This is a genomic window from Sphingobium sp. FG125 (assembly GCF_057809795.1).
The window spans coordinates 1-24,413 of sequence record NZ_JBMDKQ010000001.1; the positions used below are offsets into that span (position 1 = coordinate 1).

A 24,413-nucleotide genomic window follows, 5' to 3' on the forward strand; every position below is an offset into this window, starting at 1 on the left:
TGTGGGCCGCCCACCCCGGACAGATCATTCGTTCTTCAGGTCCTTGCCTGCTTCTTCCAGCGACGCGCCGACATCGCGCTTGGCGGCGTCCGCCTTGCGTTCTGCGTCGCTGGTTGCCTCGCTCGTCGCCGCGCCGATCTTGTCCGCGCCTTCGTCGATCGCGCGTCCGGCCTTGTCCAGCCCATTGTCGATCTTGTCGCCTGCGCGATCGACCGACTGGCTGATATCATTGCCGATCGAAGCACCGGCATTTTCGACGCTATCCTCGGTCTTTTCCGAGCAGGCCGACAGGCTGGCGACCGACAGGACCGCAAGTGCGGCCAGAACAGATGTGCGCATGATGGCTCCTTTTCCCATTTGCGTGGAGTGACATAAGCGCAGCAGGCGCGATAAGGTTGCGTGCTATCCGCCGCGTAGCCCGAACACCATCGACCGGTCCTGATCGGGGATCAGCCCTTCCAGTACCCGCCAGAAGCCGGTGACGGACCCTTGCCCGGCCTGCGCATAGGCGGCCGCCATCTTCTCGCGCAGCGCGCGGAACAGTTCCGCCTCCAGCGCCGCGCCCGCCGCGCTCAGCCGCAGCAGTTTCTGGCGGCGGTCGTTGGGACCGGGCCGCGTTTCGATATAGCCGCGCTCGATCAGGTCATTGAGCACCCGCCCCAGCGATTGCTTGGTGATCGCCAGCAACCGCAGCAGATCCTTGACCGTCAGGTCAGGCTGGCGCGAAATGAAATAGAGTGCGCGATGATGCGCCCGGCCCAGCCCCAGCGCCGCCAGCCCCTCGTCAATCGACCGGGTCAGCGCCGAATAACCGAAATAGAGCATCTCGATCCCGCGCCGTATCTCATCCTCGCGCAGGAATAGCGGGGAGGCGGGCGACATTTGGGCCGATGAAGGGGACGAACTCACGATGGTCATGGCGGCGATCATCCAGCACGGGAGGAAAGTGTCTTATTGCCGTCGCAAAAGGATGATGACTAGGCTTTCCTTTCGCTAATCACACGCTATATGCCTGACCGCGCCAACGAAAGTTGGCCCTGCTGGGGCGTCGCCAAGCGGTAAGGCAGCGGCTTTTGATGCCGCCATGCGCAGGTTCGAATCCTGCCGCCCCAGCCAATTTTCCTGAACATCACCGAATCACCCTGACATGGGGAGGCGGAGAAGGTTTCTACCTTTCGCGCCTCCCGTCATGGGCCTGTCTTACCGCCCCAGCAGCCCGCGTGCCTGGCCCGCAATCTCCGCCAGCATGGCGACATTGGGCGTCGCCGCCGCCTTGGCGCGCTGCACCAAAGTGCGGAATTGGCGGATGCGGGGACCGCGCTGGATCAGCCAATGTTCGACATGGTCTGATATGTCCTTGCCCTTGCCTTGCGCCAGGAAGTCGAGCCGCACCTGTTGCATGTCGCGGGCGACGCCGGAAATCAGCAGCCGTTCCCACGGGTCGGTCGGTTCCATGCGCGCGGCGGCGGACTGGACCCAGTCGATGCCCACCGCTTCGCCCAGATGGGTGAAGGCGCGGGTCAGCGCGATTTCGTCCACGCCCATCTTTCCGGCCAGCGCTGCAATGCCGACAGCACCGTCCAGTTTGAACAGCCCTGCTGTGCGCCGCGCCAGCGCCTCTGGCGCGCCAAGCGCCAGCAGCCTGTCCGTCACCGCATTGGTGCGGCGCTGCGCCTCGCTGGTCAGCAGATCATCGACCTGCGCCGCCAGTGATCCGACGCCCTGGGTCAGCGCCGCCAGCCCTGCGCTCGGCAGCGTGCCTGCTGGCTGGCTGCGCAAGATATCGGCAATCTGCGCCCTCATGCCCCCTGCAATATCGCCGAACAAGGCGAGCCGCGCGCTTTCCGCCATCTCGGCGGCGTCAATGTCCGCCCATAGCGTGCCGATGTCATAGAGCCGCTCGGCGATCAGGAAAGCGCTGGCCATGTCGCCCAGCGAACAGCCTTCCTCCTCCACCAGCTCGAACGGATGGATCAGGCCCAACCGGTTGACGATGCGGTTGGCGACCTTGGTGGCGATGATTTCCTTGCGCAGGGCATGGGCAGCGATCGCGTCGGCCTCCTTCTCCTGCATCGCAGGGGGGAAGGCGGCCATCAACTCGCCGATCATGCTTTCATCACTGGCCAGGTCGCCTTGCTCGATCGCATCCTGCAAGGTCAGCTTCGCGGTGGAGAGCAGCACGGCCAGTTCCGGCCGGGTCAGCCCCTGTCCATCCTGTCCGCGCCGCAGCAACTGGTCATTCGCGGCCAGTCCTTCAACCTGCCGGTCCAGTCGCCCGCTTTCCTCGAACGTCTCGATCAGCCGCACATAGCTGGCCAGATCCGCCGCGCCGCCGCTCTCGGCAATCGACAGGCCCAGCGCCTGCAAGCGGTTATCCTCCAGCACGATGGCGCCGACCGCATCGGTCATGCTTTCCAGCAGCGCGTTGCGCGCCTCAAATGGCAGGCGACCTTCGGCCATCTCCTTGTTGAGGGCGATCTTGATATTGACCTCATTATCCGAACAATCGACGCCTGCGCTATTGTCGATAAAGTCGGTGTTGATCCGCCCGCCACGCAGCGAAAAGGCGATACGCCCTGCCTGTGTCGTACCCAGATTAGCGCCTTCGCCAATTACCTTGACCCGCAATTGCTCTGCATTGACGCGCAGCCGGTCATTGGCCGGATCACCCACATCGCCATGGCTCTGCGCCGTCGCCTTCACATAAGTGCCGATGCCACCGAACCAGAGCAGGTCGGCAGGGGCTTTGAGGATCGCGGAAATGAGCGCCGTCGGCTCCATCTCCGCTTCCGTCACGCCCAGTATCGCCTGGATTTCTGGGGTCAGCGGGATGCTCTTGAGCGCGCGGGAAAATACGCCGCCACCCTTCGAGATCAGCGCCTTGTCATAATCTTCCCAGCTCGACCGGGGCAGCTGGAACAGCCGGTTGCGCTCCTCCCAGCTCGTGGCCGGATCGGGAGCCGGGTCGAAGAAGATATGGCGATGGTCAAAAGCGGCGACCAGTTTGATCGCCTTGCTGAGCAGCATCCCGTTGCCGAACACGTCACCCGACATGTCTCCACAGCCCACGACGCTGACCGGCTCGCTCTGCACATCGACGCCCATTTCGGCAAAGTGCCGCTGCACCGAAATCCACGCGCCGCGCGCGGTGATGCCCATCGCCTTATGGTCGTAACCATTCGACCCGCCGCTGGCGAAGGCGTCGCCCAGCCAGAATTTGCGGTCGAGGGCGATGGCGTTGGCGACGTCGCTGAAGGTCGCGGTCCCCTTGTCGGCGGCGACCACGAAATAGGGATCGTCGCCGTCGCGCACCACGACTTGCGCCGGATGCTTCACATGGTCGTTGACGATATTGTCCGTTACCGACAGCAGCGCGCGGATGAAGATGCGATAGCTTTCCGTCCCCTCCGCCAGCCAAGCGTCGCGATCAGCCTGCGGATTGGGCAATTGCTTGGGATAGAAGCCGCCCTTCGCGCCGGTCGGGACGATGACGGCATTTTTGACCCGCTGCGCCTTCATCAGGCCCAATATTTCGGTGCGGAAATCGTCGCGGCGGTCGGACCAGCGCAGCCCGCCGCGCGCCACCGGCCCGGCGCGCAGATGGATGCCCTCGACCCGCGGGCTATAGACCCAGATTTCGCGCCATGGCAGCGGCGCGGGTAGGCCGGGAACCTGCGCACTGTCCAGCTTGAACGCCAGCGCCTCGACCGCCGCCTTGCTGAAGAAATTGGTGCGCAACGTCGCATTGATGACCGCGCGCAACAGGCGCAGCACCCGGTCCTCGTCAATCGCGGTCACCGCTTCCAGTCCGGCATCGATCGCCGCCTGCGCATCCGCCACCCGTGCGTCCGCGCCATCGCGCGCGGCGGGATCGTGCAGTGCTTCGAACAGGGTGATCAGATTGACCGCAACCCCCTGTGCGCGGCGCAGCGTTTCGGCAAAGGTCGCCATGCCATAGGCCATGCCCGTCTGGCGCAGATAGCGGAACAGCGCGCGGAACAGCACCACCGATCGCGGCGTCAGCCCGGCGGTAACGATCAGTTCGTTGAACCGGTCATTTTCCGCCCGGCCTTCCAGCACCTGCGCGATCGCTTCGGTGACGATGTCGGCACGGGCCACCACGCCCTGCGCATCGCCGCCCGCGGGCAGTTCCAGCACGAAACGCTGGACATGGCCCAATGCGCCGCCATCGATCGCCGTCGTCATCTCCTCGATCACGCGGAAACCGAAATTCTCGAACGCCGGGACCACTTCGGACAAAGCGATCGTCACATGGCTGTATAGTTTGAGCCGCAGCCGTTCGGCGCTGTCCTCCGGGTTGCGATAGATGCGGATCGCCTTGTCGCCAGCCCCCGACAGGCCGTGGATCATGCGAATGTCGATCGCAGCTTCGGCTGGCCCCGCGCCATTGCGATAGACCGCCGGGAAGCCTCCGGCGTAACGCTGCGCCAGCGCAGCGGCCCGGCCCGGCTCCTCGGTCTGGGTCAGCGCTTCCTCGACAGCGGGCAGCCAGCCGCGCACCATTTGCTTCAACTGATGGTCCAGCGCCACATCGTCAGGCACCACGCCGCCTTCACGCAGGTCGAGCGTGATGCGCAGCAGCGCGAGGCCACCTTCCTCCAGCGCGATCGACCAACTGAGCACCGGGCCATTGGCGGCTTCCGACAGCATGTCCTGCACCGCCAACCGGCGCGCGGTCGATAATTCGTCGCGCGGCAGCCAGACGAAGGCGTAGAGGTGGCGTGCCAGCGCGCTGGTCGCCAGCGCCAGCTTGGGCCGGGGGCGGTCGGTCAGCGACATGAAGGTCAGCGCCAGCCGCTCCAGCGTCTCGCGATCGAAACCGATGGTAATGTCATGGGGCAGGGCGGTCAGCGCATGAGCCAGCGTCTTGCCCGCATGACCCGCCGGGTCAAAGCCGAACTTGTCCATCAAATTGGACAGCGTCGATCGCAGCAACGGCACCTTGTCCGGGGTCGCCGACAGGCCCGAACTGGTCCACATGCCCGCATGGATCGACAGCGCCTTGACCTCGCGCCCTTCGCGCACGGGGATGATGATCAGGTCGAGCAGCACATGGCGATGGATGCGCGAGATGCGGCTGGACTTGATGATCAGCGGCGTGCGCTTGCCTTCCTCGAACCAGACGAACGCCGCCTCCAGCGATGAGGGCGCGATCAGCGTCTTGTCGCGCAGCGTGCAGATGCCCAGCCGCGACTGGCTGGTGCCATCGCGGTGGCACAGCTCATGTCCGGTCTGGGTGAAATGGCGCGCCAGGAACCAGCGCAGCAGCGCCGCGCCTTCCTCGTCCGGCACCGCGTCGGCGTCCGCCGCCATCGCCGCCTGCATCGGCGCCCAGTCGGCCACTGCCGCCCGCACGTCCGTCAGCGTATCGCGCAGCGCCTTTTCCAGCGCCCGGCGCGCCTTGGCGTCGGCCCGGTCGGCCTCGATATAGATCATCGATTCGCGGCGCGCACCCGGCACGTCATCGTCCAGGATCGCGGCGAGCGTTCCGTCGGCATGGCGCGTCACCGACAGGACGGGATGCAGCAGGCGGTGGATGGTGATGTCGGCGGCGGCCAGCGTGTTGGCAATGCTGTCGACCAGGAACGGCATGTCGTCATTGACGATCGCGATCCGCATATAGCGGCCATTGGCGCCTTCGCCCAGCGTTTCGACCATGATCGCGGCGTCGCCCGGCTTGCGCCCGTTGGCGGTGCGGCCCAGAAAGGCGGCGGCGGCCGCTATGCCCTGTTCGTCCAGTCCTTCGCGTTCGCCGGGCAAGGCACCCCGCTCCAGCGCTGCCTCCAGCGCCTCCCGGATGAACGTATCGACTTCCTTGATGTTCGCGTCCGCCAGCGCCGTCATTCGTCTAACCTCTCACGCGGGCTTGTCCCGCTTGGAATTGAACGGAGGAGACGCTGGATCGCCGCCATGCGACTCCTCGGCTTTCGACCGTCTATATGCCTCCGCCCATGGGGAGGCTCAACCCTGTTTGTGAAATAAAGTGTCTTAGCGTTGAAATAATATGATGCAGCGCAACATGCTCCGCGCGTGGTGGCGGGCCAAGTGGTGGCGCGACTATCGGCCAGCCCGCGCCGCATGTCGAGCGCGGATAAGGGCGCTTCTGGAGCATTTTACCGCGATCCGCACCGACCGGGCAGCGCGTCGTGCTGCCCCGCCCAAAGGGAGGGCAGCCCCTATTATTGCGTGAACATATTTTTGCCGGTGACGACCAGGTTGGTGACGCCGCAATAGTCGACCGGGTTGTTAAATTCGCTGGCGTCGGCAAAGACCACGCGGGTCCGCACTTCGCAGCGTTCGTCGCCTGCCAAGAATGTGAGCGCGCGGGTAGCTGCGAGCTTGGGTCAAGGGGTTAGCCGGTGTTGGCAGGTGTGGACTAGGGATATTGTTGGCGGGTGTGGACGACGGCCAGAATTTCTATGGCGTTGGCCCCGACCCGATAGACGAGCATATAGTTGGGCGTAACAATCGCTTCCCGCGTGTCCGGCAGGCGCCCGGCACGATACATATAGGGATGGTCGGCCAGTCGTTCGGCGCAATGCTGGAACAGGTCGGCATGGCGCAGAGCGGCGGCAGGATTGCGCTCCGCAATATAGGCGGTGATCCGGCGTGCATCCTCTCGCGCCGTTTTGCGCCAGACAACATGCGGCATTAGGCTTGGCTGGCCGTTTTCGCTTCGATGATCGCGCGTAGTTCTGCCATCACCTGATCATGCGGAATGGGCGGTGTCGTATCAACCAAGGATGCCTCGACCTTTGCACGGAACCATGCGTCATAGGCTTCGGCTTCCTCCGTCGTCGCGAATTCGGACTCGATGGGGGTGAGCTTAGTCATGGCAAGATGATAGCAGGTTGCTGTGAGTTTATCCATATCTGGGACCGTGCGAACGTCTTGATCCGTCCATAATGGATCAGGCGGCTTGCACGACCGTATGATCGACAGCCCGTGCGCCATAGCTCAGACAGGCATGGACGTCCTCACGGGTGAGATAGGGGAAGTCGGCCAGCAGTTCTTCGATCGCCACGGACGATGCCAACGCGTCAAGCACGTCGCTGACGCGCATCCGGGTGCCGACGACAATGGGCCGACCGCCGCAGACGTTTGGGTCGATGACGATGCGCGTGGTCATGGGTGGATTATGTGGGGGCGGTGAGGGCAAGTCCATGTGCTTTTTAGCGATCGAATAAACTGAGAACGGAATTCCAACGTCATTCCTCTTGCTCGTTAGGATAGGGGCGTGACGGAACCACGCTCCACCCTGCTCGATCGGGAGCATTCCAACCAGTACTCTTATTACTTCCTTCCGTAGCAATAACGCATCCGCCACGATGATGCATTGCTCGCTCTACGGCTTTGCGGGGGTGATCAAGGTCCGCCTCTGCCGAACTTATCAAAGCTGTAAAAATTTCATTCCCTGCCCCTAAATGGTAATCCAATCTAGGCCCAAGTATCTGATCGAGCAGTTCTGTTGAAACATTGCGTCGAGATCCGTGATGAGGAACTTGAAAGCGATGGATTCCAGGCAGAGCGATACCTACAGAAGGAGCGTAATCTACAGCTTCGGCTAATGCCTCTCGCCCCGCATCCCCAGTTAGAAGAATTTTTAATCCACCAATTTCTGCATACTGAATTAAACTCATCTCATTTTCGCAGCTTGTACCGGAAGATGAGAAGATTTCCTCTCCCCATGCTGCCTGAAGCAGATTCGATGCTGCATTTATGACAAATTGTAGCGATTCTAGCGCCTTTGTTAACGCTCGTGCAGTCGTTACTTTAGCCGATGGGGTCTTATCAGAGTCGACTATAAGATCTAAATACCTATTATAAGATGGAGAAAGTACTCTGAAATGGCCAATGGTCTCGCCTTGGAACGCTTCAAATATCGGAATTTCTCGTTCGAGAGCTATATCTTCGAGTGCGGCGACGTTGGGATAGCACTCGCGTAACTTTGTCCGTAGATTATTAACATTAGTAAAATTAGAGAACCGATCTATGATTTGATCGGCATACAGCCAAGGCCTATTCATCCAAAGAGCTCTAACCGTTTTGTTCTCCAGAACGTACTTAAGGCCACGAGCATGGTCCCCGTCAGGGTGAGTTAAGACAACGTTATCTATATATGGTTGATTAGTATAATATTTTTCTAAGTGCTCGACAATTTTTTCACCCATATCGGTGAATCCGCCATCGATAACATTTATGTATTGGATACCGTCTATAGCTGATCTCATTGTAATCGCGTCACCGCTTTTTGCAGTTTCTACAGCTAAAAAATCTAACTCGAAAAAGTTATTCGGATACGTCATGGGCCCCCTCCCTAGTTTCGTACGAAAAAACCTGAAAAATAAGTTCTTGCGCGGATTGGCGCGCTGCAAATGAAGTAAATAGAAAACCAACAAATGTTCCGGCTGTTAGCTTAAGTGATATTGCCAGCGGAAAATCTCCTATCCCATGGGCTGATGGAGCCGTTATAATAGTAAGTATCATAAGGATAGTTGATGAATCCCGCCACGCTAAATACCGAAAACTATAATGCTCAACACTTGGTTCATTGGAAAATTTTTTGTAAAGCGAGTAGAATATTCTTTGCTGGCTTGCGCTGTCCAGCATTCCAAGTGCTGACCAATTCAATATCTTAAAATAGTCAAATCGATCAGGTCGTTCGAATTGTGCGGAGAAAGCGCGATGCCCAGGCAGGCGATCATTAAATCTAAAAAACACCAAGGACTCTTTAAGCCACTTTGGAATCAAATCCTGAGCCAATGCCATGGCAGCGACCAAACCCGCCACCCCACCTGCATAAGGGGCGAGCTGCTCAACGTTAACGTGTTCACCCGTAAATAAATACGCCGCAAGTGTAAAATAACCAAGCGCGATCGGCGTAAGATATTGGATAACCACCTTCGTTTTGTGACTTAGCATTGCCCCCTCCAATTCCCCGATCTAGACTCATCACTCCGCCGCCACACTCTCCAACCCCAGCAACGGCGCGAGATAGTGCCCGGTAAATGAGCGCGGCTCCTTCGCGACCTTTTCCGGCGTGCCTTCTGCCACCACTTCGCCGCCCTTGACGCCGCCCTCTGGTCCCATGTCGATGATCCAGTCGGCGGTTTTGATGACGTCGAGATTATGTTCGATCACGACGACGCTATTGCCCTGGTCGACCAGCGCGTGGAGGACTTCGAGCAACTTTCTCACATCCTCGAAATGCAGGCCGGTGGTGGGTTCGTCGAGGATGTAGAGGGTCTGGCCGGTGGCGCGGCGGGCGAGCTCCTTGGCGAGTTTGACGCGCTGGGCTTCGCCGCCTGACAGGGTCGTGGCCTGCTGGCCGACCTTGACATAGCCCAGGCCCACTTCGGCGAGCATGGCCATCTTGTCGCGGATCGGCGGGACGGCCTTGAAGAATTCGACCGCATCCTCGACCGTCATGTCCAGCACGTCGGCGATCGAGTGGCCCTTGAACTTCACCTCCAGCGTTTCGCGATTGTAGCGCGCGCCGTGGCACACGTCGCAGGTGACATAGACGTCGGGAAGGAAGTGCATCTCGATCTTGATCAGGCCATCGCCGGTGCAGGCTTCGCAGCGGCCGCCCTTGACGTTGAAGGAGAAGCGGCCGGGTTTGTAGCCGCGCGCGAGGCTTTCGGGCAGGCCCGCGAACCAGTCGCGAATGTTGGTGAAGGCGCCGGTATAGGTGGCCGGGTTGGAGCGGGGGGTGCGGCCGATGGGCGACTGGTCGATGTCGATCACCTTGTCGCAATGTTCGAGGCCCGTCACCTTGTCATGCGCGCCAGCCAGGATGCGCGCGCCGTTGAGGGCGCGGGCGGAGGCGGCGTAAAGCGTGTCGATGGTGAAGCTGGACTTGCCGGAGCCGGAGACGCCGGTGATGCAGGTGAAGGTGCCGAGCGGGATGGACGCGGTCACGCCGGTCAGGTTGTTGGCGCGGGCGTTGTGGACGGTGATCTTCTTGCCATTGCCCTTGCGGCGCTTGGCCGGCACGTCGATACGGCGGGTGCCGTTGAGATAATCGGCGGTGAGGCTGTTTTTGGCTTTCAGGATTTCAGGCAGCGTGCCTTGCGCCACGATCTGGCCGCCATGGATGCCTGCGCCCGGACCCATATCGACAATATAGTCGGCGTGGCGGATCGCGTCCTCGTCATGCTCGACGACGATGACGCTGTTGCCCAGGTCGCGCAGGCGTTTGAGGGTCACGAGCAGACGGTCATTGTCGCGTTGGTGCAGGCCGATCGAGGGTTCGTCGAGGACGTAGAGAACGCCGGAAAGGCCGCTGCCGATCTGGGAGGCGAGGCGGATGCGCTGGGATTCGCCGCCTGACAGGGTGCCGGACGTGCGGTCTAGGTTGAGATAATCGAGGCCGACATTGTTGAGGAAGCCGAGGCGCTCGACAATTTCCTTGAGGATGGCGCGGGCGATCTGGTTCTGCTGGTCGTTCAGCTTGTCCGGCATGGCAGTGAAGAAATTGAGCGCGTCCACCACCGAGCGGCGGGTGGAGAGGGAGATGTCCTCGCCCGCGATCTTGACCGCGAGCGCTTCGGGTTTCAGGCGCGCGCCGTGGCAGGTTTCGCAGGGCTGGGCGCGCTGATATTTGCTGAGTTCCTCGCGCATCCAGGCGGATTCGGTCTGGAGAAGGCGGCGGTTCAAGTTGCCGATGACGCCCTCAAACGCCTTCTTCACCTCATAGCTTTTGCGGCCGTCCATGAATTTCAATGTGACCGGCTTGCCGCCGGTGCCGTGGAGGATGATGAGCTTTACCTCGCCGGGCAGGTCGGCCCAGGGGGTGTCGAGGCTGAACCCGAATTCCCTGGCGAGGGAGCCGAGGACTTGCATATAATAAGGCGATGGCGGGTTGGATTTGGCCCAGGGGACGACCGCGCCTTTTTTGAGGGACAGGGCTTCGTTGGGGACGACCAGTTCGGGGTCGAATTCCTGCCGTTCGCCAAGCCCGTCGCAGGCTGGGCAGGCGCCCATCGGAGCGTTGAAGGAGAAGAGGCGCGGCTCAATTTCCGCGATCGTGAAGCCGCTGACGGGACAGGCGAATTTCTCGCTGAACACGATGCGGTTGGCGGGGACTTCTGCGCCTTTCATTTTCTTCTTTTCCGTCATGCCAGCGGAGGCTGGCATCTCAGGCGTCAGCGCGCCATTGCCTGAGGCCCCAGCCTGCGCTGGGGCGACGGCGGAAGTAAGGTCGGCGACAGTGCCGTCGGCCAGATCGACAAATGCCAGCCCGTCCGCGAGTTTCAGCGCCTGCTCGAAGCTGTCGGCGAGGCGCGTGCCCATATCGGGTTCCACGGCCAGGCGATCGACTACGACTTCAATGTCATGCTTATATTTTTTGTCGAGCGCGGGCGCGTCCTCGATCAGCATCATTTCGCCGTCGATGCGGACGCGGGTGTAGCCCGCCTTCTGCCATTCGGCCAGTTCCTTGCGATATTCGCCCTTACGCCCGCGCACGACGGGGGCGAGGAGGTAGAAGCGCGTGCCTGCGGGCAAGGTCGCGACGCGATCGACCATCTGGCTGACGGTCTGGGCGCTGATCGGCAGGCCGGTCGCGGGGCTGTAGGGGATGCCGACGCGCGCCCACAGCAGACGCATATAATCGTAGATTTCGGTGACGGTCGCGACGGTGGACCGCGGATTTTTCGACGTGGTTTTCTGCTCGATACTGATCGCGGGGCTTAAGCCTTCGATATGCTCGACATCGGGCTTCTGCATCATCTCCAGAAACTGGCGCGCATAGGCGGACAGCGATTCCACATAGCGCCGCTGCCCTTCGGCATAGATGGTGTCGAAGGCGAGCGAGCTTTTGCCCGATCCCGACAGGCCGGTAATGACGATCAGGCTGTCGCGCGGCAGATCGACATCGACGCCCTTGAGATTATGCTCGCGCGCGCCGCGGACGGATATGTGGGTCAGACTCATGGGGCGTGTTGTTCCATATTTGTTCTGATCGGGCAAGACCATCTGCCGGTCGCCCCGACAAATGGGGCGAGGGCATGGATTTGAGAAGGGAAAATCCGCAGGGTGGGGCGGAAAGGGGTTTGTCCTGTACCAAAGACATGGGCGCGCGGTCAGATGCTATGTCGGATTTTCTTAGCCATGACGTAGCGTTATCGGCCCAATTCGAGGGTGCGCTGGCTATCGCTGGATGGCCGCCGTTGGACGCATGATGTCGTTGGTGGATGCAGGTTGACGGTTTGTCGCCCGATCATGCTGCCGGGCGTGTTGCGGGGGCAGATTGTCGAACGGCGGGTTCGCGGGGCCGTATTGCGGTTATGATGGGCGTCATAGGGAATACGGTTTCGCCCAAGTGGCATCGTCCTTCCCGCAACAGTTCATCCTGATCCCGGTGCCCGACAGCATCCTGGATACGCCCCCGGCCATCCCTTGCGCCGGGGGCGTTTTTGCGTCTGGGCGATGGGGCATCCCGTCGATGAGAGGGTGGCGCCCCTCCGTCACGCCTTCGCCGCGCGCCCCTCCCCGGCAAGGGGAGATTTGTTGTCATTGCGATTCCCGCTTTCCGTTACGGCAGATGTCGTTTGGCGGGGCGTTGATGTCGTTCGTCGCGCTGTTTGTCTGTGCCGCGCGGCGCTTTGTCGATGGCAGTGTCGTTGGCCGATGCGGGGTGCTGCCGGTCGAAGCGGGCGGGCGCGCTGACCGCCATGCGCCTAAACAGGATGGGCGAACGGGCGATGGCGCCGCCCCAAAGACCCAAAGGCCCGCCCCGTTCGCACCCGGACCGCCGCCAGCCCCTAACAGGCAGCGGCCGGGCCACAGCAGATTTTGAGGAGACAAGCCGATGTTCCGTTCCACCCTTTTCGCCGCGCTGGGTTCGCTCGCGCTGATCGCCACCGCCGGTTCGGCCAGCGCCGGAGAATTTATTTCCAACGGTCGTACGAGTGAAGTGCGCCATGGTGACCTGGACCTGTCCAAGGCGTCTGACCAGCAGCAACTGCGCCAGCGCATCGCCCGCGCGGCAAGCAAGGTGTGCAAGTCTGACGACCGCTCCACCGCACAGGCGTGCAAGGCTATGGCGATCGCGCAGGTCGAAGCGCCGATCAGCGCCGCCATCGCCCGCGCCGAAACCAGCGAACGCTATGCCGATGCAGGCGCGAAGGGCTTGCAGAACTGATCGCGGCAATGCCAGCCCCCAAGTGAAGAAGCCCGGTGATTGCCGGGCTTTTTTCGTGGGGCTTGTGCCATGGCCCCCCGTCAACGCTTCGCGCTGCCACCTCCCCAAGACAAGCTTGGGGAGGATTTTTTAGCGCCCAGTCATGGCTCTGGCGTTGGCGAGGAAGGTGCGGCCGATGCGGATTTCATTGCCGTCGGTTAGGGCGGCGAACCAGACGCCGCTGCCGTCGTGGCGCAGGCGGGCGATATGGTCGCGGCGGACGATGTGGGAGCGGTGGAGGCGGACGAATTGCTGCGGGTCGAGCCGCTCCTCCAGGCTGCTGATCGTCTGGTGTAGCAAATAGCTGTGGCTGCCGACATGGAGGCGCATATAGTCGCGCTCCGCCTCTATCCGGTCGATCTGGTCGGTGGCGATGCGGATCAGTTCGGAGCGGTGGGGCACCCAGAATTCCTCGGCCCAGGCGGGTTGTGGCTCGGCAGGGGCGGGGGTGCCTTCGGGCGCGCGGTTGCGCAGCGCCGCCTCGACCCGGTCGATCGCACGGGTCAGGCGATCATGCGCGACGGGCTTGAGCATATAGTCGATGGCGGCAAGGTCGAAGGCTTCGACCGCGAAGCCCTCAAAGGCGGTGACGAAGATGACGGCGGGGCGGATGCCCATGCGCCCGACCGCGCGGGCGACGCCGATGCCGTCGAGCAGAGGCATGGCGATGTCGAGCATGACAAGGTCGGGCTTCAGCCCCTCGATCAGGCGCAGCGCGGCCTCGCCATCGGTGGCGGTGCCGACCAGGGCAATGCGCGGTTCGCGCGCGCACAGCATCTGGAGCCGCTCGACTGCGAGGGGTTCATCGTCAACGATCATGGTGCGGATGGGCATAGGCGTCAGCAACCCCGGCGGATGATGGGCAGGGTGAGAAGGACGGAAAAGCCCTTCCCCTCGCGGGGACCATAGGCGATTTGGCCCTGATCGCCAAAGCGCGCGGTCAGCCGATCCCGCACATTGGCCAGGCCAATGCCGCTGCCGCTGTCCGACAGGCTGGGCGGGTTGTCGCCATCGTCGGTGACGGCGATGTGCATCAAGCCGCCATCCTCCCGCGCTGTGATGCGGATCTCGACCGGGCTGGAGGTGCGCGAAACGCCATATTTGATCGCATTCTCGACGAGTGGCTGGAGGATGAGGCCGGGGACGCAGGCGCTCATCAGGGCGGGGGGGATGTCGATCACCGTATTGAGCCGGTCGGGGAAGCGGACCCCTTCAATATCGAGATAGAGTTTCTGGAGATGGACTTCCTCCTCCAGCGGCACGTCGTCCAGCGGATCGCCGGTCAGGCTGGTGCGGTAGAAGTTGGAAAGCGACATGATCATCTGCTCAGCCTCGTCCCGCCGATCCTTCATGACCAGAGAGGAGAGGGAGTTGAGCGTGTTGAACAGGAAATGCGGGTTCACCTGATAGCGCAAGGATCGCAATTCGGCCTGCTGGGCGGCGCGCTCCAGCCGGGCGGCGCGGCGTTCGGTGCGGTGCGCTTCGCTGGCGTAGGAGAGGGCGAGATAGAGACCGGCCCAGGCGGCGAGGAAGAAATAGCGGCTGATCGCGTCTTCCACGATTTGGATCAGGGCGAAAGCTTCTTCGCTGGCATATTTGCCACGGTCGCCGTCGGCAAAGATGTTCACCGGGTCATAGACGTTGAACATGTAGAAATTGGCCGACGCCATGGCGAGCGCGAAGGGCGCGGCAAGCGAGAAGGCGGCGACGATGCGGACGCTCAAGGGCTTGGCGTCGAAGCGGCGCAGTACCAGATAGAGAATCCAGGTGACGACGATGCCGATCACCGTGACGACGGCGCGGCGGACGCCCAGTTCACCCTGCGATTCAAAGCCCATCACGGCGGCGCGCAGGGTCACGAGTATGGCGTAGAAGAGCCAAAAACCCAGGATGGAGTAAAGCGCGATCGCGGGCGATACGCCGCGTTCGCCGTCGTCGGGAAGGCTTGTCATCCTGTCCTTTTACGCGCGGCTGCGGGAAATGTCGCCCCAGCCGCGCGTAGCTGGTCGAACTGGCCCGACAGTTGGTCGAACGGAGCGGGGAACCGCAGTCCTCCGCTACCCGTTGATCAGGGGAATGAGGAGAGAGCGATGAACGAGCAAGATGGCGTCCGTCCCAACAGCCGCGAGGAAGTAGGCGACAACCGCGAATCAGATGCGCAGGACCATGTGCTGAGCGAAGAAGAGAAGCTGGATGAAGGGCTGAAAGATTCGATGGATGCGTCCGATCCGCCCGCGGCGACGAGGCCGGGGGATCATGGTAATCCGGTGCCGTCATCGGGCTTTAAACAGCATCAGGATTGATGGTTATTTGCCGGGAATCATGCTAGTTTTGGTTCGCAGGACAGCGAATACGCGCCTGCGCTTTTGAGAGGAGCGACCAATCCATGCCGACATCTGCCACCCCCGCGATCGAACGCATTGCCCGCGTCTTGGCCGGCCGCCAGCTGAGCCATAATGGCGGCGGCAGCGATCCCCATGCGGCCGGCGCAGTGGATGCGGCATGGCCCAATCATGTCGATGACGCCTATGCCATATTACACACGCTGCGTGAGCCGGATGCGCAGATGGCGCAGGCCGGCGACGTGGCAGTATGGCGCAGCATGATCGGGGCAGTGCTGGAGCGGCGACCGGGCGCGTGACGGTCCCTGGAAGGCTGTGACATTTTCATGTTGCGCCGCACAAAAAAATCTGGTCCCTTGTGAATGGCCGTGGAACAGGTGCTTAAGCCTATAGTAACCATAACAGGCGCATGTTCTGACGATCGACTTCAAGTCGGAGGGCATGACAATGGGTACGAGTGCAAGACCTGCGGACGGGGCCGTTACCTTGGCGGAATTGCGTGAATTCGCCAGTTTCCCGTCTGCCACACAACGCTATATTCGCCGGTCGCTCGACATCGGCCTGCATCGCCGCGATGCGATGAAGCTATGGTCGCGCGATCTGGTGGAGGAAGCGTCCATCCGGGCGCAGGCGCGGATCTATGGCCGGATCGAGGAAATCAAGGCGCGCGTCCCCGATGACAGCGGGCTGGACCAGGTGGAGCCATTCATGGCCCCGCTGGTGACCATCTCAGCCTTCGACCTGGGGCAGGACCGGCTGGCGAGTTTTTCGGCCTATCGTTTTCTCTATGAGCGGCTGCTGGGTGCGGGCGCGCGGCCATGGTTGCCGGGCGCCTTCTGCGCGGCGGCAAGCCTGCCGCATCTGCATCCTGAAAAGCGCCGCGTGCTGCTCCAGTCGATCAGCGAAGCGGCCGCGACAGCGGTGGGCTGGTCCAACCGCGAGCCGACCTTCTACCCTGAATGGGTGGAGAAGGTGGATTTGAGCAAGGCCAACTGAGGCCGGGCAGGGCGCCGCTTCCGGGGGGAGGCGGCGTTTTGTCGTGAATCCTCCCCTGTAAGGGGAGGTGGCTGGCCGTAGGCCAGGCGGAGGGGGGATGCGTTCGCTCCCAGAGGGTGGGTCAGGACGCCCGCCCCCTCCACCGGCTTCGCCGATCCCCTCCCCGTGCCGGGAGGAATTTTAGGCGCTGATCCAGACTTCTACCGGGGTTTCGCCTTGCAGCAGGGCGAGGCGGATCGGGAGCTGTTCTACTGGGCCTTCCTCCAACGCCTGCGCATAGACGCCCTTTTTGGCGTCTCCGCTGATTTGCAGAAACACATGGCGCGCTGCCAGGATTGCGCTGGCGGTCAGTGACATACGCTGGTGTGGCGCGGCGGGGGGCGTGATGGCGATGGTGCGGGCGGTGCTGGTGAGGCCGCTGGCGAGTTCGGTAGCGGCCGGGAAGAGCGAGGCCGTGTGGCCATCCTCTCCCATGCCCAGCAGCACAATATCGAGTGGCCAAGGGATGGCGGCGAAGGCGGCTTCGACGGCTGGCTGACCGGCATAGGCGTCGGGCGCGTCATTCTTCATCGGCACGAAATGCGCGGCGGCGGCGGGGCCGGTCAGCAGGGTTTCGCGCAGCAGCCGTTCGTTGCTGTCGGGCGCATCCGGGGCGACCCAGCGTTCATCGACCAGAGTGACGACGACCTTGCTCCAGTTGAGCGGGGTGCGGGCCAGCGCCTCCAGCACGGGCTTGGGCGAGCGACCGCCGGACAGGGCCAGGCTGGCAGTGCCGCGCGTGGCGATCGCTTCGCCCAGCAACGTGGCGATGCGGGTGGCGAGGTGTGCGGCGGCGTCATCGCCGTTGGCAAAATGATATTCGGTGGGCATGCAATTATTCCACGGTTTCGGGCAGGGTGCAGATGTCGATCCATTTGGCATCGGTCAGATCAGCGAGGCGTAATGGACTGAGTTCGACCGAGCTGGTGCGTGACCCGGCGGCGGGAAAGACGGTGGCGAAGGCTTGCAGCGAGACGTCGCAATAGACGGGCAGGGGCGTGGCGAGGCCGAAGGGGCAGACGCCGCCGACCGGGTGGCCGGTGATCGCCTCTACTTCGTCCGCGCCCAGCATCCGGGGTTTGGCACCGAGTGCGGCTTTTGCCTTGGCATTGTGCAGTCGCGCGTCGCCGCGGGTGCAGACCAGCGCAACCATTTCGCCGACGCGCAGCGACAGCGTCTTGGCGATGCGGGCGGGTTCGACGCCCAGCGCTTGCGCAGCCTCGATCACGGTCGCGGTGCTGACGCCCTGGTCGATGATGGCGATGTCGGGTGCATTTACGGCGAAGAAGGCGCGGACAGAGGCTTCGCTCATGCGCGTTCGCTTAAAGTCCGCTCCCACGCCAGCGCATGGCGGACGATAAGGTCCAGGTCGGCGTAGCGCGGCTCCCATGGAAAGGTGGCGAGGATGGCACGATTGTCGGAGATCAGCGCGTCTGGATCGCCCGCGCGGCGCGGTCCCATGGTGCGCTCGATCGTCATGTTGGTGACGCGATCGACCGCGTCCAGCACTTCGAGGACCGAAAAGCCCTTGCCATAGCCGCAGTTGAGCAGATGGCTGCGCGTGGGATCGGCGATCAAGGCTTCGAGGGCGAGGACATGAGCGGCGGCCAAGTCGCTGACATGGATATAGTCGCGCACGCCGGTGCCGTCGGGGGTGTCGAAGTCGGTGCCGAAGACCGAGACGCTCGCGCGCTTGCCCAGCGCTGCTTCGACTGCGACCTTGATCAGGTGGGTCGCGCCAGCGGTCGACTGGCCGCTGCGGCCCTGCGGGTCGGCACCCGCGACGTTGAAATAGCGGAGCGCACAGAAGTTCATCGGGTGGGCCGCGGCGACGTCACGCAGCATATACTCGGTCATGAGCTTCGACATGCCGTAGGGATTGATTGGCCGCTGCGGCGTTGTTTCCTTGACCGGGCTTTCTTCTGGGATGCCGTAGGTGGCGGCTGTCGATGAGAAGATGAAATGTTTGACGCCGATGCGGACTGCGCTTTCGATCAGGTCGCGGGTCTTGGCGCTGTTATTGTGATAATATTTGAGCGGATTTTCGACCGATTCCGGCACCACGACCGAGCCTGCAAAGTGCATGATGGCGGTGATATTGTGATCGCGCAGGGTAGCTTCGACCAGCGGCTGATCGGCAATGTCGCCGCGCACCAGCGGCACGCCATCCGGCACGGCCCAGTCGAAGCCGGTGACCAGATTGTCGATGACGACGACGCCATAGCCTGCGTCCTTGAGCGCCAGCACGGCATGGCTGCCGATATAGCCTGCGCCACCTGTGACCAATATGGTTGGCTTTGTGGTCATGCTCTCACCCCATAATGTGGCGTGTTCCCGCCTGCGCGGGAACACGATGTATGGGAGGGAGACCTAAACGAGGGACGTTACGAATTACAGTCTTTTCATGCTGCGGCGCGGGACGGGGTGGGGCGGTAGAAGGTGCCGCCGGTCGCCGCCATGGCGCGCAGTTGCTCGGTCGCGGCGAAACGCTCGCCATGGGTGGCCCGCAAGCGGTCCAGCACAGCGACGACGTGGGCGATGCCGACCGTGTCCATGTGAGCAAACGGCCCGCCGGTATAGGGCGCAAAGCCCCAGCCGAAGATCGCACCAATGTCGCCATCTTCGGGTGTTTCCAGCACGCCTTCCTCATGGCAGCGCGCGCATTCGACCAGCTGACGATAGAGGAGGCGTTCCTTCACTGCTTCGACATCGGGCTGGTTGTCGGCGCGGGGGAAACGGTCGGCAATGCCGGGCCAGAGCGCCTTTTTCCCGTTTTCAGGATAGTCGTACCAGCCCTTGGCATTTTTGCGGCCCAAGCGGTCGAGTTCGACCATCTGCGTCATAACGTCGTCGGAGCGTTGCGGGACATAGGCGTCGCCCAGTTCCTTCTTCGCCGCCGTCATGACCTTATAGCCCAGTTCGATCGACACTTCGTCGCTGACGGCAAGGGGGCCGACCGGCATCCCCAACTGCTTGCCCGCATTTTCGATGAGCGCGGGGTTGATCCCTTCGGCGACCAGTTCTGCGCCCTCCTGCACATAGGTGCCGAAACAGCGCGAAGTGTAGAAGCCGCGCGAGTCATTGACGACGATCGGCGTTTTCTTGATCTGGGCGACGAAATCGAGCGCCTTGGCAATGGCGGCAGGGCCGGTCTGTTTGCCAAGGATGATTTCGACCAGCGGCATTTTTTCGACCGGTGAGAAGAAATGGACGCCGATGAAATTTTCGGGCTTGCCCCAAGCGCCTGCCAGTTTGGTGATGGGCAGGGTGGAGGTGTTGGAGCCGAAGATGACGTCCGGGCCAAGGATCGCCTCGACTTGTTTCGTGACTTCGGCCTTGATCGCGACATCCTCGAACACCGCTTCGATTACGAAGTCCGCGCCTGCGAGGTCCGCATAGCTGGCGGTGGGGGTGACGCGGGCCAGCGTCGCCGCCAGCTTTTCGGGCGTCATGCCCTTGCCCAGACGCTTGGACAGGACGGATTCGACATGGGCCTTGCCCTTTTCCGCATAGGCGATGTCGCGGTCGAACAGAATAACGTCCATCCCCGCCTGCGCGGCGACGGTGGCGATGCCCGCGCCCATCATGCCCGCGCCAAGCATGGCGAGCTTCATGGTGGGGGCCTTGGGCTGATCCTTGGGACGGCGCGCGCCGCGTTCTGCGGCCTGTTTGTTGACGAAGAGGCTGCGGATCATGTTGCCGGCTTGCGGATCGGCGGCGACTTTCGCGAAATATTTGCTTTCGATGCGGATCGCCCGATCGAAGGGGAGTTGCGCGCCTTCATAGACGGCAGAGAGCAGCGCGACAGGCGCGTTCATGTTGCGCTGGGTCTGCTTGAGCGTCATCGGCAACGCACCGACCATGGTTTGCACGAAGCCGGGATTGAACTGGCCGACGCCGCCGGGGAATTTGAAGCCCTTGACGTCCCAGGGCTGAGTGGCGGCGGTGGGATTGGCCTTGACCCATTCGCGGGCGGTTTCCAGCGCGGTGCCTTGCGGCACGACCTGATCGACGGCTTTCAGCATCGCGGCTTCGGCGGGGCGGAACAGCTTGCCTTGGAGCATATACATGAGCGCGGCCTGCACGCCGATCAGGCGCGGCAGGCGCTGCGACCCGCCGCCGCCGGGGAAGAGGCCGATGAGGATTTCGGGCAGGCCCAGTTGGGTTTTCGGGCTGTCGCCGACGATTCGGCGGTGGCAGGCAAGGGCGAGTTCAAAGCCGCCGCCAACGCAAGTGCCTTCGATCGCGCAGGCAATGGGCTTGCCGCAGGTTTCGAGGCGGCGGAACAACTGGTTGAGGACGAATAGCTGGTCGAAGATCGCGGCTGGCTGCGGGCGGCTGCCATCGCCGGTCGCGAGCATCGAGCCGAAATATTTCAGGTCCATGCCCGCCATGAAGCCGCTGTCCTTGCCCGACGCGATGACCGCGCCCTTGATCGAGTCATCCGACGCGATGCGGGTGATGGCGGCGTCCAGATCGGCGATGAAATCGGGACCGATGACGTTCATCGACTGGTCGGGGACGTCGATCATCAGGGTCGCGATGCCGTCGGCGTCAGTGGTGATATTGATGGTGTTCATTTTGATCTCCTCTCCCCCGTTCGCCCTGAGCCTGTCGAAGGGCTCGCCTGAGCGGAGCGAAGGCATCTCACTGCGTTCGATGGGGGGCTTCGACTTCGCTCAGCCCGAACGGAAATTCACTAAATACGTTCGATGATGATGCCGGTGCCCATGCCTGCGCCCACGCACAGGTTGATGAGCGCGGTGCCTTTGCCCGACCGTTCCAGTTCGTCGAGCGCGGTGCCCAGCACCATCGCGCCGGTCGCGCCGAGCGGATGGCCCATCGCGATCGCGCCGCCATTGACGTTGATCTGGTCGTGGCTGAGGTTCATCGCCTGCATGTAGCGCAGGACGACGCTGGCGAAGGCTTCGTTGAGTTCCCATAGATCAATGTCGGCGGTGGTCATGCCTGCGCGCTTGAGCAGCTTGCCCGCGACAAATTCCGGGCCGGTCAGCATGATCAGGGGTTCAGAGCCGATCGAGGCCATGGCCCGGATGCGGGCGCGGGGCTTGAGGCCATATTTGTCGCCAATATCCTTGCCACCGACCAGTACTGCAGCGGCACCATCAACGATGCCGCTGCTATTGCCGGCGTGGTGGATATGGTTGACGCGCTCCAGTTCCGGGTAGCGCAGCAGGGCGACGGTGTCGAAGCCGGGCATGTCTTCGCCCATGGCGGTAAAGCTGGGCTTCAGCGCGCCCAATGACTGCATCGTGGCTTCGGGGCGCATATGTTCGTCATGGTCGAGAACGACCTGGCCGATCACGTCGCGGACCGGGACGATCGACCGGGCGAAGCGGCCCTCGTCCCACGCCATCTTGGCGCGCTTCTGGCTTTCGACGGCATAGGCGTCGGCATCGTCGCGGCTGATGCCGAATTTGGTGGCGATGACGTCGGCACCGATGCCCTGCGGCGCGAAATAGGTCTTGTAGGCGACCGCCGGGTCCATCGCCCAGGCACCGCCGTCCGAGGCCATCGGCACGCGACTCATCGATTCGACGCCGCCACCAATGGCGAACAAAGCCTCGCCCGACATGACCTTGGCCGCCGCGATGTTGACGGCTTCCAGGCCAGAAGCGCAGAAGCGGTTGACCTGGACGCCTGGCGTGGTCTGCGCATAGTCGGCGTTGAGGACGGCGGTGCGGGCAATGTCCGCGCCCTGTTCGCCGACCGGGGTGACGCAGCCCAGTATCACGTCATCAACATCGGTGGTGTCGATTGCCGAGCGATCGCGGATCGCCTCCAGCACTTGCGTTGCCAGTTGGACGGGGGTGATTTCGTGCAGAGACCCGTCGGCCTTGCCACGGCCACGGGGCGTCCTGACGGCGTCGTAAATATAGGCTTCCATAAGATTTTCCCTCTCCGTGGGTCACCCTTGCCGGGCGCATCGGATACGGACGTGAATGTATTTACGTTTACGTAAAGTGCAAGCGGGAAATGCGGTTTTTTGCGCACTGCCGCCATGACGTAGGGGCAGGGCGGACGAGTCGCGGGTTTGACGCTTGGGCCATATTCCGCTTCATGGAGGCGTGTCCGATGTCGATTCCCCCAAAGCCCCGTCGCCACTCTCCATCCCCATCTTTCGCGCGATCTGGACAGCCAGTCTGGCGTCCAATTTCGGCGGACTGATCCAGTCGGTCGGCGCGGCGTGGATGATGACGTCGCTGTCAGCCTCTCCACTGCTGATCGCGCTGGTGCCGGCGGCAACGACGCTGCCGATCATGCTGCTGTCGCTGTGGGCGGGGGCGGTCGCGGACAATCTGGACCGGCGCAAGGTGATGATCGGATGCCAGCTGGCGATGCTGGTCGTGTCGGCGGCGCTGGCGGTGACGGCCTGGGCGGGGCTGATTACGCCCTGGTTGCTGCTGGCCTTCACCTTTGCGCTGGGCTGTGCCACGGCGATCAACGGTCCGGCCTGGCAGGCGTCGGTCGGGGACATGGTGCCGCGCGCGCTATTGCCCAGTGCGGTGGCGATGAATTCGATGGGGTTCAACCTGGCGCGCAGCGTCGGTCCGGCGTTGGGCGGTGTCATCGTTGCGACGGCAGGGGCGGCGGCAGCGTTCCTGACCAATGCAATGAGTTATGTCGCGCTGCTGACCGTGCTGTTCCGCTGGAAGCCGGACCTGCCGCCCAAGCTGTTGCCGCGGGAACGGCTGGGCGTCGCGATGCGGGCAGGCGTGCGCTATGTCGCGATGTCGCCAAAGATCCAGTTGGTGCTGCTGCGCGCAAGCGTGTTCGGCATCGGCGCGAGTGCGGTGTCGGCGCTGATGCCGCTGGTGGCGCGCGACATATTGGGCGGCGGTGCGCTGACATTCGGCGTGACCAGCGGCGCTTTTGGCATCGGGGCGGTGATCGGGGCGCTGTCCACTCGCTACCTGCGGTCGCGCTTTTCGATCGAAACGATCGTGCGCAATGCGGCGTTGATACTGGCGCTGGGGACGGCGATTACCGGGGCGAGTAGTTGGCTGGCGCTGGCGTTGCTAGGCTATTTGCTAGCCGGGTTCGGCTGGGTCACGGCGCTGGCGACGTTCAACGTGTCGGTGCAGATGTCCGCGCCGCGCTGGGTGGTGGCGCGAGCGGTGTCGCTCTATCAGATGACGGCGTTCGGCGGCATGGCGATCGGGGCTTGGCTGTTTGGCTGGCTGGCCGAGCATCATGGCGTGGTCGAGGCGCTCTATGCGTCGGCAGCGGCGCAGTTTGTCGCTGCGATGATCGGCCTGGTTCGTCCGTTGCCGCAGATTGGCGATGATAATCTGGACCTGCAAAATAGCTGGCGTGAACCGGACACGGCGGTGATGGTCGAGCCGCGCAGCGGACCGGTGGTGGTGACGATCGAATATCGTATTCCAGCCGGGTCGATCGTGCCGTTTCTTGCCGCGATGAGTGAGCGGCGGCGGATCAGGCGGCGTGACGGCGCACATGGCTGGTCGTTGATGCGGGATCTTGGCGATCCTGAACTATGGGTCGAGCGCTATCATGTATCGACCTGGCTGGATTATGTGCGCCACAACCAAAGGCGCACCGTGGCCGATATTGCCAATAGCGATGCGATCTGGGCTCTGCATACTGGGCCAGTCCCGCCGGTCGTCCACCGGATGCTAGAGCGGCAAACCGGATCGCTGCCAATCAGCCGCGCGCCCGATCCGCGCGAAATGGGCGATGCGATGACCGACCCGACGCGGTCGAGTTAGGGTGCAGACCCATAAATTCCGAGGTCGAGATGGAGACGAAAATGGCTGGTGGAAGGGAGAGCGCGCAGCAAGATAGCG

The 24,413-nt window shown here is 62.7% G+C and carries 22 protein-coding genes and 1 tRNA gene; 6 read left to right on the plus strand and 17 right to left on the minus strand.

The window, feature by feature from the left end; genetic code table 11:
- Window positions 1-24: 24 nt before the first annotated feature.
- Together ACODSR_RS00005 and ACODSR_RS00010 are read right to left on the minus strand one after the other, a co-directional pair.
- On the minus strand, window positions 25-339 hold the full coding sequence (locus ACODSR_RS00005; RefSeq protein WP_489072540.1) for a hypothetical protein: 315 nt from the start codon (window positions 337-339) through the stop codon (window positions 25-27).
- 63 nt (window positions 340-402) lie between these two features.
- On the minus strand, window positions 403-918 hold the full coding sequence (locus ACODSR_RS00010; protein ID WP_489072542.1) for a MarR family winged helix-turn-helix transcriptional regulator: 516 nt from the start codon (window positions 916-918) through the stop codon (window positions 403-405).
- A 123-nt stretch (window positions 919-1,041) separates the two neighbouring features.
- Here ACODSR_RS00010 and ACODSR_RS00015 point away from each other — a divergent pair.
- Window positions 1,042-1,116: transfer RNA gene (locus tag ACODSR_RS00015), tRNA-Gln, on the plus strand.
- Window positions 1,117-1,200: 84 nt separating this feature from the next.
- Here the strand turns inward: ACODSR_RS00015 and ACODSR_RS00020 are convergent.
- The 8 genes from ACODSR_RS00020 to ACODSR_RS00055 all read right to left on the minus strand — a co-directional run bounded on the left by ACODSR_RS00020 (window position 1,201) and on the right by ACODSR_RS00055 (window position 12,700).
- Window positions 1,201-5,865 carry an NAD-glutamate dehydrogenase gene (locus ACODSR_RS00020; protein WP_489072544.1) on the minus strand — a complete coding sequence of 1,555 codons (4,665 nt, stop codon included), beginning with the start codon at window positions 5,863-5,865 and terminating at the stop codon, window positions 1,201-1,203.
- Between the two features lie 532 nt (window positions 5,866-6,397).
- Window positions 6,398-6,673 (minus strand): type II toxin-antitoxin system RelE/ParE family toxin, encoded by a 276-nt coding sequence (locus ACODSR_RS00025; RefSeq protein ID WP_489072546.1) that lies wholly within the window; start codon window positions 6,671-6,673, stop codon window positions 6,398-6,400.
- Window positions 6,673-6,855 carry a type II toxin-antitoxin system RelB family antitoxin gene (gene relB / locus ACODSR_RS00030; RefSeq protein ID WP_489072548.1) on the minus strand — a complete coding sequence of 61 codons (183 nt, stop codon included), beginning with the start codon at window positions 6,853-6,855 and terminating at the stop codon, window positions 6,673-6,675. Before relB ends, ACODSR_RS00025 begins: the two co-directional genes overlap by 1 nt.
- Window positions 6,856-6,931: 76 nt before the next feature.
- The gene (locus tag ACODSR_RS00035; protein WP_489072550.1) at window positions 6,932-7,150 is read right to left on the minus strand and encodes a DUF433 domain-containing protein; all 219 of its coding nucleotides are present in this window, start codon (window positions 7,148-7,150) and stop codon (window positions 6,932-6,934) included.
- Between the two features lie 79 nt (window positions 7,151-7,229).
- Window positions 7,230-8,327, minus strand: a complete 1,098-nt coding sequence (locus tag ACODSR_RS00040; RefSeq protein ID WP_489072552.1) for a ComEC/Rec2 family competence protein — start codon at window positions 8,325-8,327, stop codon at window positions 7,230-7,232.
- Entirely contained in the window at window positions 8,311-8,943 is a 633-nt protein-coding gene (locus ACODSR_RS00045; protein ID WP_489072554.1) for a hypothetical protein, read from the minus strand. Before ACODSR_RS00045 ends, ACODSR_RS00040 begins: the two co-directional genes overlap by 17 nt.
- A 30-nt stretch (window positions 8,944-8,973) precedes the next feature.
- Complete coding sequence (gene uvrA / locus ACODSR_RS00050; protein ID WP_489072556.1) at window positions 8,974-11,958, minus strand: excinuclease ABC subunit UvrA; 2,985 nt, start codon at window positions 11,956-11,958, stop codon at window positions 8,974-8,976.
- A gap of 601 nt (window positions 11,959-12,559) precedes the next feature.
- Window positions 12,560-12,700, minus strand: a complete 141-nt coding sequence (locus ACODSR_RS00055; RefSeq protein ID WP_489072558.1) for a hypothetical protein — start codon at window positions 12,698-12,700, stop codon at window positions 12,560-12,562.
- Window positions 12,701-12,835: 135 nt separating this feature from the next.
- Between ACODSR_RS00055 and ACODSR_RS00060 the strand changes: the two genes are divergently transcribed.
- Complete coding sequence (locus tag ACODSR_RS00060) at window positions 12,836-13,168, plus strand: UrcA family protein (protein WP_489072560.1); 333 nt, start codon at window positions 12,836-12,838, stop codon at window positions 13,166-13,168.
- A 129-nt stretch (window positions 13,169-13,297) separates the two neighbouring features.
- On the opposite strand, the gene ACODSR_RS00065 is transcribed toward ACODSR_RS00060, so the two are convergent.
- Both ACODSR_RS00065 and ACODSR_RS00070 read right to left on the minus strand, forming a co-directional pair.
- Window positions 13,298-14,041: a LytR/AlgR family response regulator transcription factor gene (locus ACODSR_RS00065; RefSeq protein ID WP_489072562.1), complete on the minus strand. Its 744-nt coding sequence runs from the start codon at window positions 14,039-14,041 to the stop codon at window positions 13,298-13,300.
- Between the two features lie 5 nt (window positions 14,042-14,046).
- On the minus strand, window positions 14,047-15,159 hold the full coding sequence (locus ACODSR_RS00070; protein ID WP_489072565.1) for a sensor histidine kinase: 1,113 nt from the start codon (window positions 15,157-15,159) through the stop codon (window positions 14,047-14,049).
- 138 nt (window positions 15,160-15,297) lie between these two features.
- Between ACODSR_RS00070 and ACODSR_RS00075 the strand changes: the two genes are divergently transcribed.
- The 3 genes from ACODSR_RS00075 to ACODSR_RS00085 all read left to right on the plus strand — a co-directional run bounded on the left by ACODSR_RS00075 (window position 15,298) and on the right by ACODSR_RS00085 (window position 16,545).
- Window positions 15,298-15,510: a hypothetical protein gene (locus tag ACODSR_RS00075; protein ID WP_489072567.1), complete on the plus strand. Its 213-nt coding sequence runs from the start codon at window positions 15,298-15,300 to the stop codon at window positions 15,508-15,510.
- An 83-nt stretch (window positions 15,511-15,593) separates the two neighbouring features.
- Entirely contained in the window at window positions 15,594-15,848 is a 255-nt protein-coding gene (locus tag ACODSR_RS00080) for a hypothetical protein (protein WP_006963603.1), read from the plus strand.
- Window positions 15,849-15,996: 148 nt separating this feature from the next.
- Window positions 15,997-16,545, plus strand: coding sequence for a hypothetical protein (locus ACODSR_RS00085; RefSeq protein WP_217672843.1), 549 nt, complete (start codon window positions 15,997-15,999; stop codon window positions 16,543-16,545).
- 180 nt (window positions 16,546-16,725) lie between these two features.
- On the opposite strand, the gene pgl is transcribed toward ACODSR_RS00085, so the two are convergent.
- From pgl to ACODSR_RS00110, 5 genes are all read right to left on the minus strand, one after another.
- Window positions 16,726-17,415 carry a 6-phosphogluconolactonase gene (pgl, locus tag ACODSR_RS00090; protein ID WP_489072569.1) on the minus strand — a complete coding sequence of 230 codons (690 nt, stop codon included), beginning with the start codon at window positions 17,413-17,415 and terminating at the stop codon, window positions 16,726-16,728.
- A 4-nt stretch (window positions 17,416-17,419) separates the two neighbouring features.
- A complete protein-coding gene (locus ACODSR_RS00095; protein WP_489072571.1) occupies window positions 17,420-17,896 on the minus strand; it encodes a YbaK/EbsC family protein in 477 nt (158 codons plus the stop codon).
- Window positions 17,893-18,891 (minus strand): UDP-glucose 4-epimerase GalE, encoded by a 999-nt coding sequence (galE, locus tag ACODSR_RS00100; protein ID WP_489072573.1) that lies wholly within the window; start codon window positions 18,889-18,891, stop codon window positions 17,893-17,895. Before galE ends, ACODSR_RS00095 begins: the two co-directional genes overlap by 4 nt.
- 95 nt (window positions 18,892-18,986) lie before the next feature.
- Complete coding sequence (locus tag ACODSR_RS00105) at window positions 18,987-21,164, minus strand: 3-hydroxyacyl-CoA dehydrogenase NAD-binding domain-containing protein (protein WP_489072575.1); 2,178 nt, start codon at window positions 21,162-21,164, stop codon at window positions 18,987-18,989.
- A gap of 119 nt (window positions 21,165-21,283) precedes the next feature.
- Window positions 21,284-22,492, minus strand: coding sequence for an acetyl-CoA C-acetyltransferase (locus ACODSR_RS00110; protein WP_489072576.1), 1,209 nt, complete (start codon window positions 22,490-22,492; stop codon window positions 21,284-21,286).
- A 181-nt stretch (window positions 22,493-22,673) separates the two neighbouring features.
- Between ACODSR_RS00110 and ACODSR_RS00115 the strand changes: the two genes are divergently transcribed.
- The gene (locus tag ACODSR_RS00115; protein ID WP_489072577.1) at window positions 22,674-24,335 is read left to right on the plus strand and encodes an MFS transporter; all 1,662 of its coding nucleotides are present in this window, start codon (window positions 22,674-22,676) and stop codon (window positions 24,333-24,335) included.
- Window positions 24,336-24,413 lie beyond the last annotated feature (78 nt).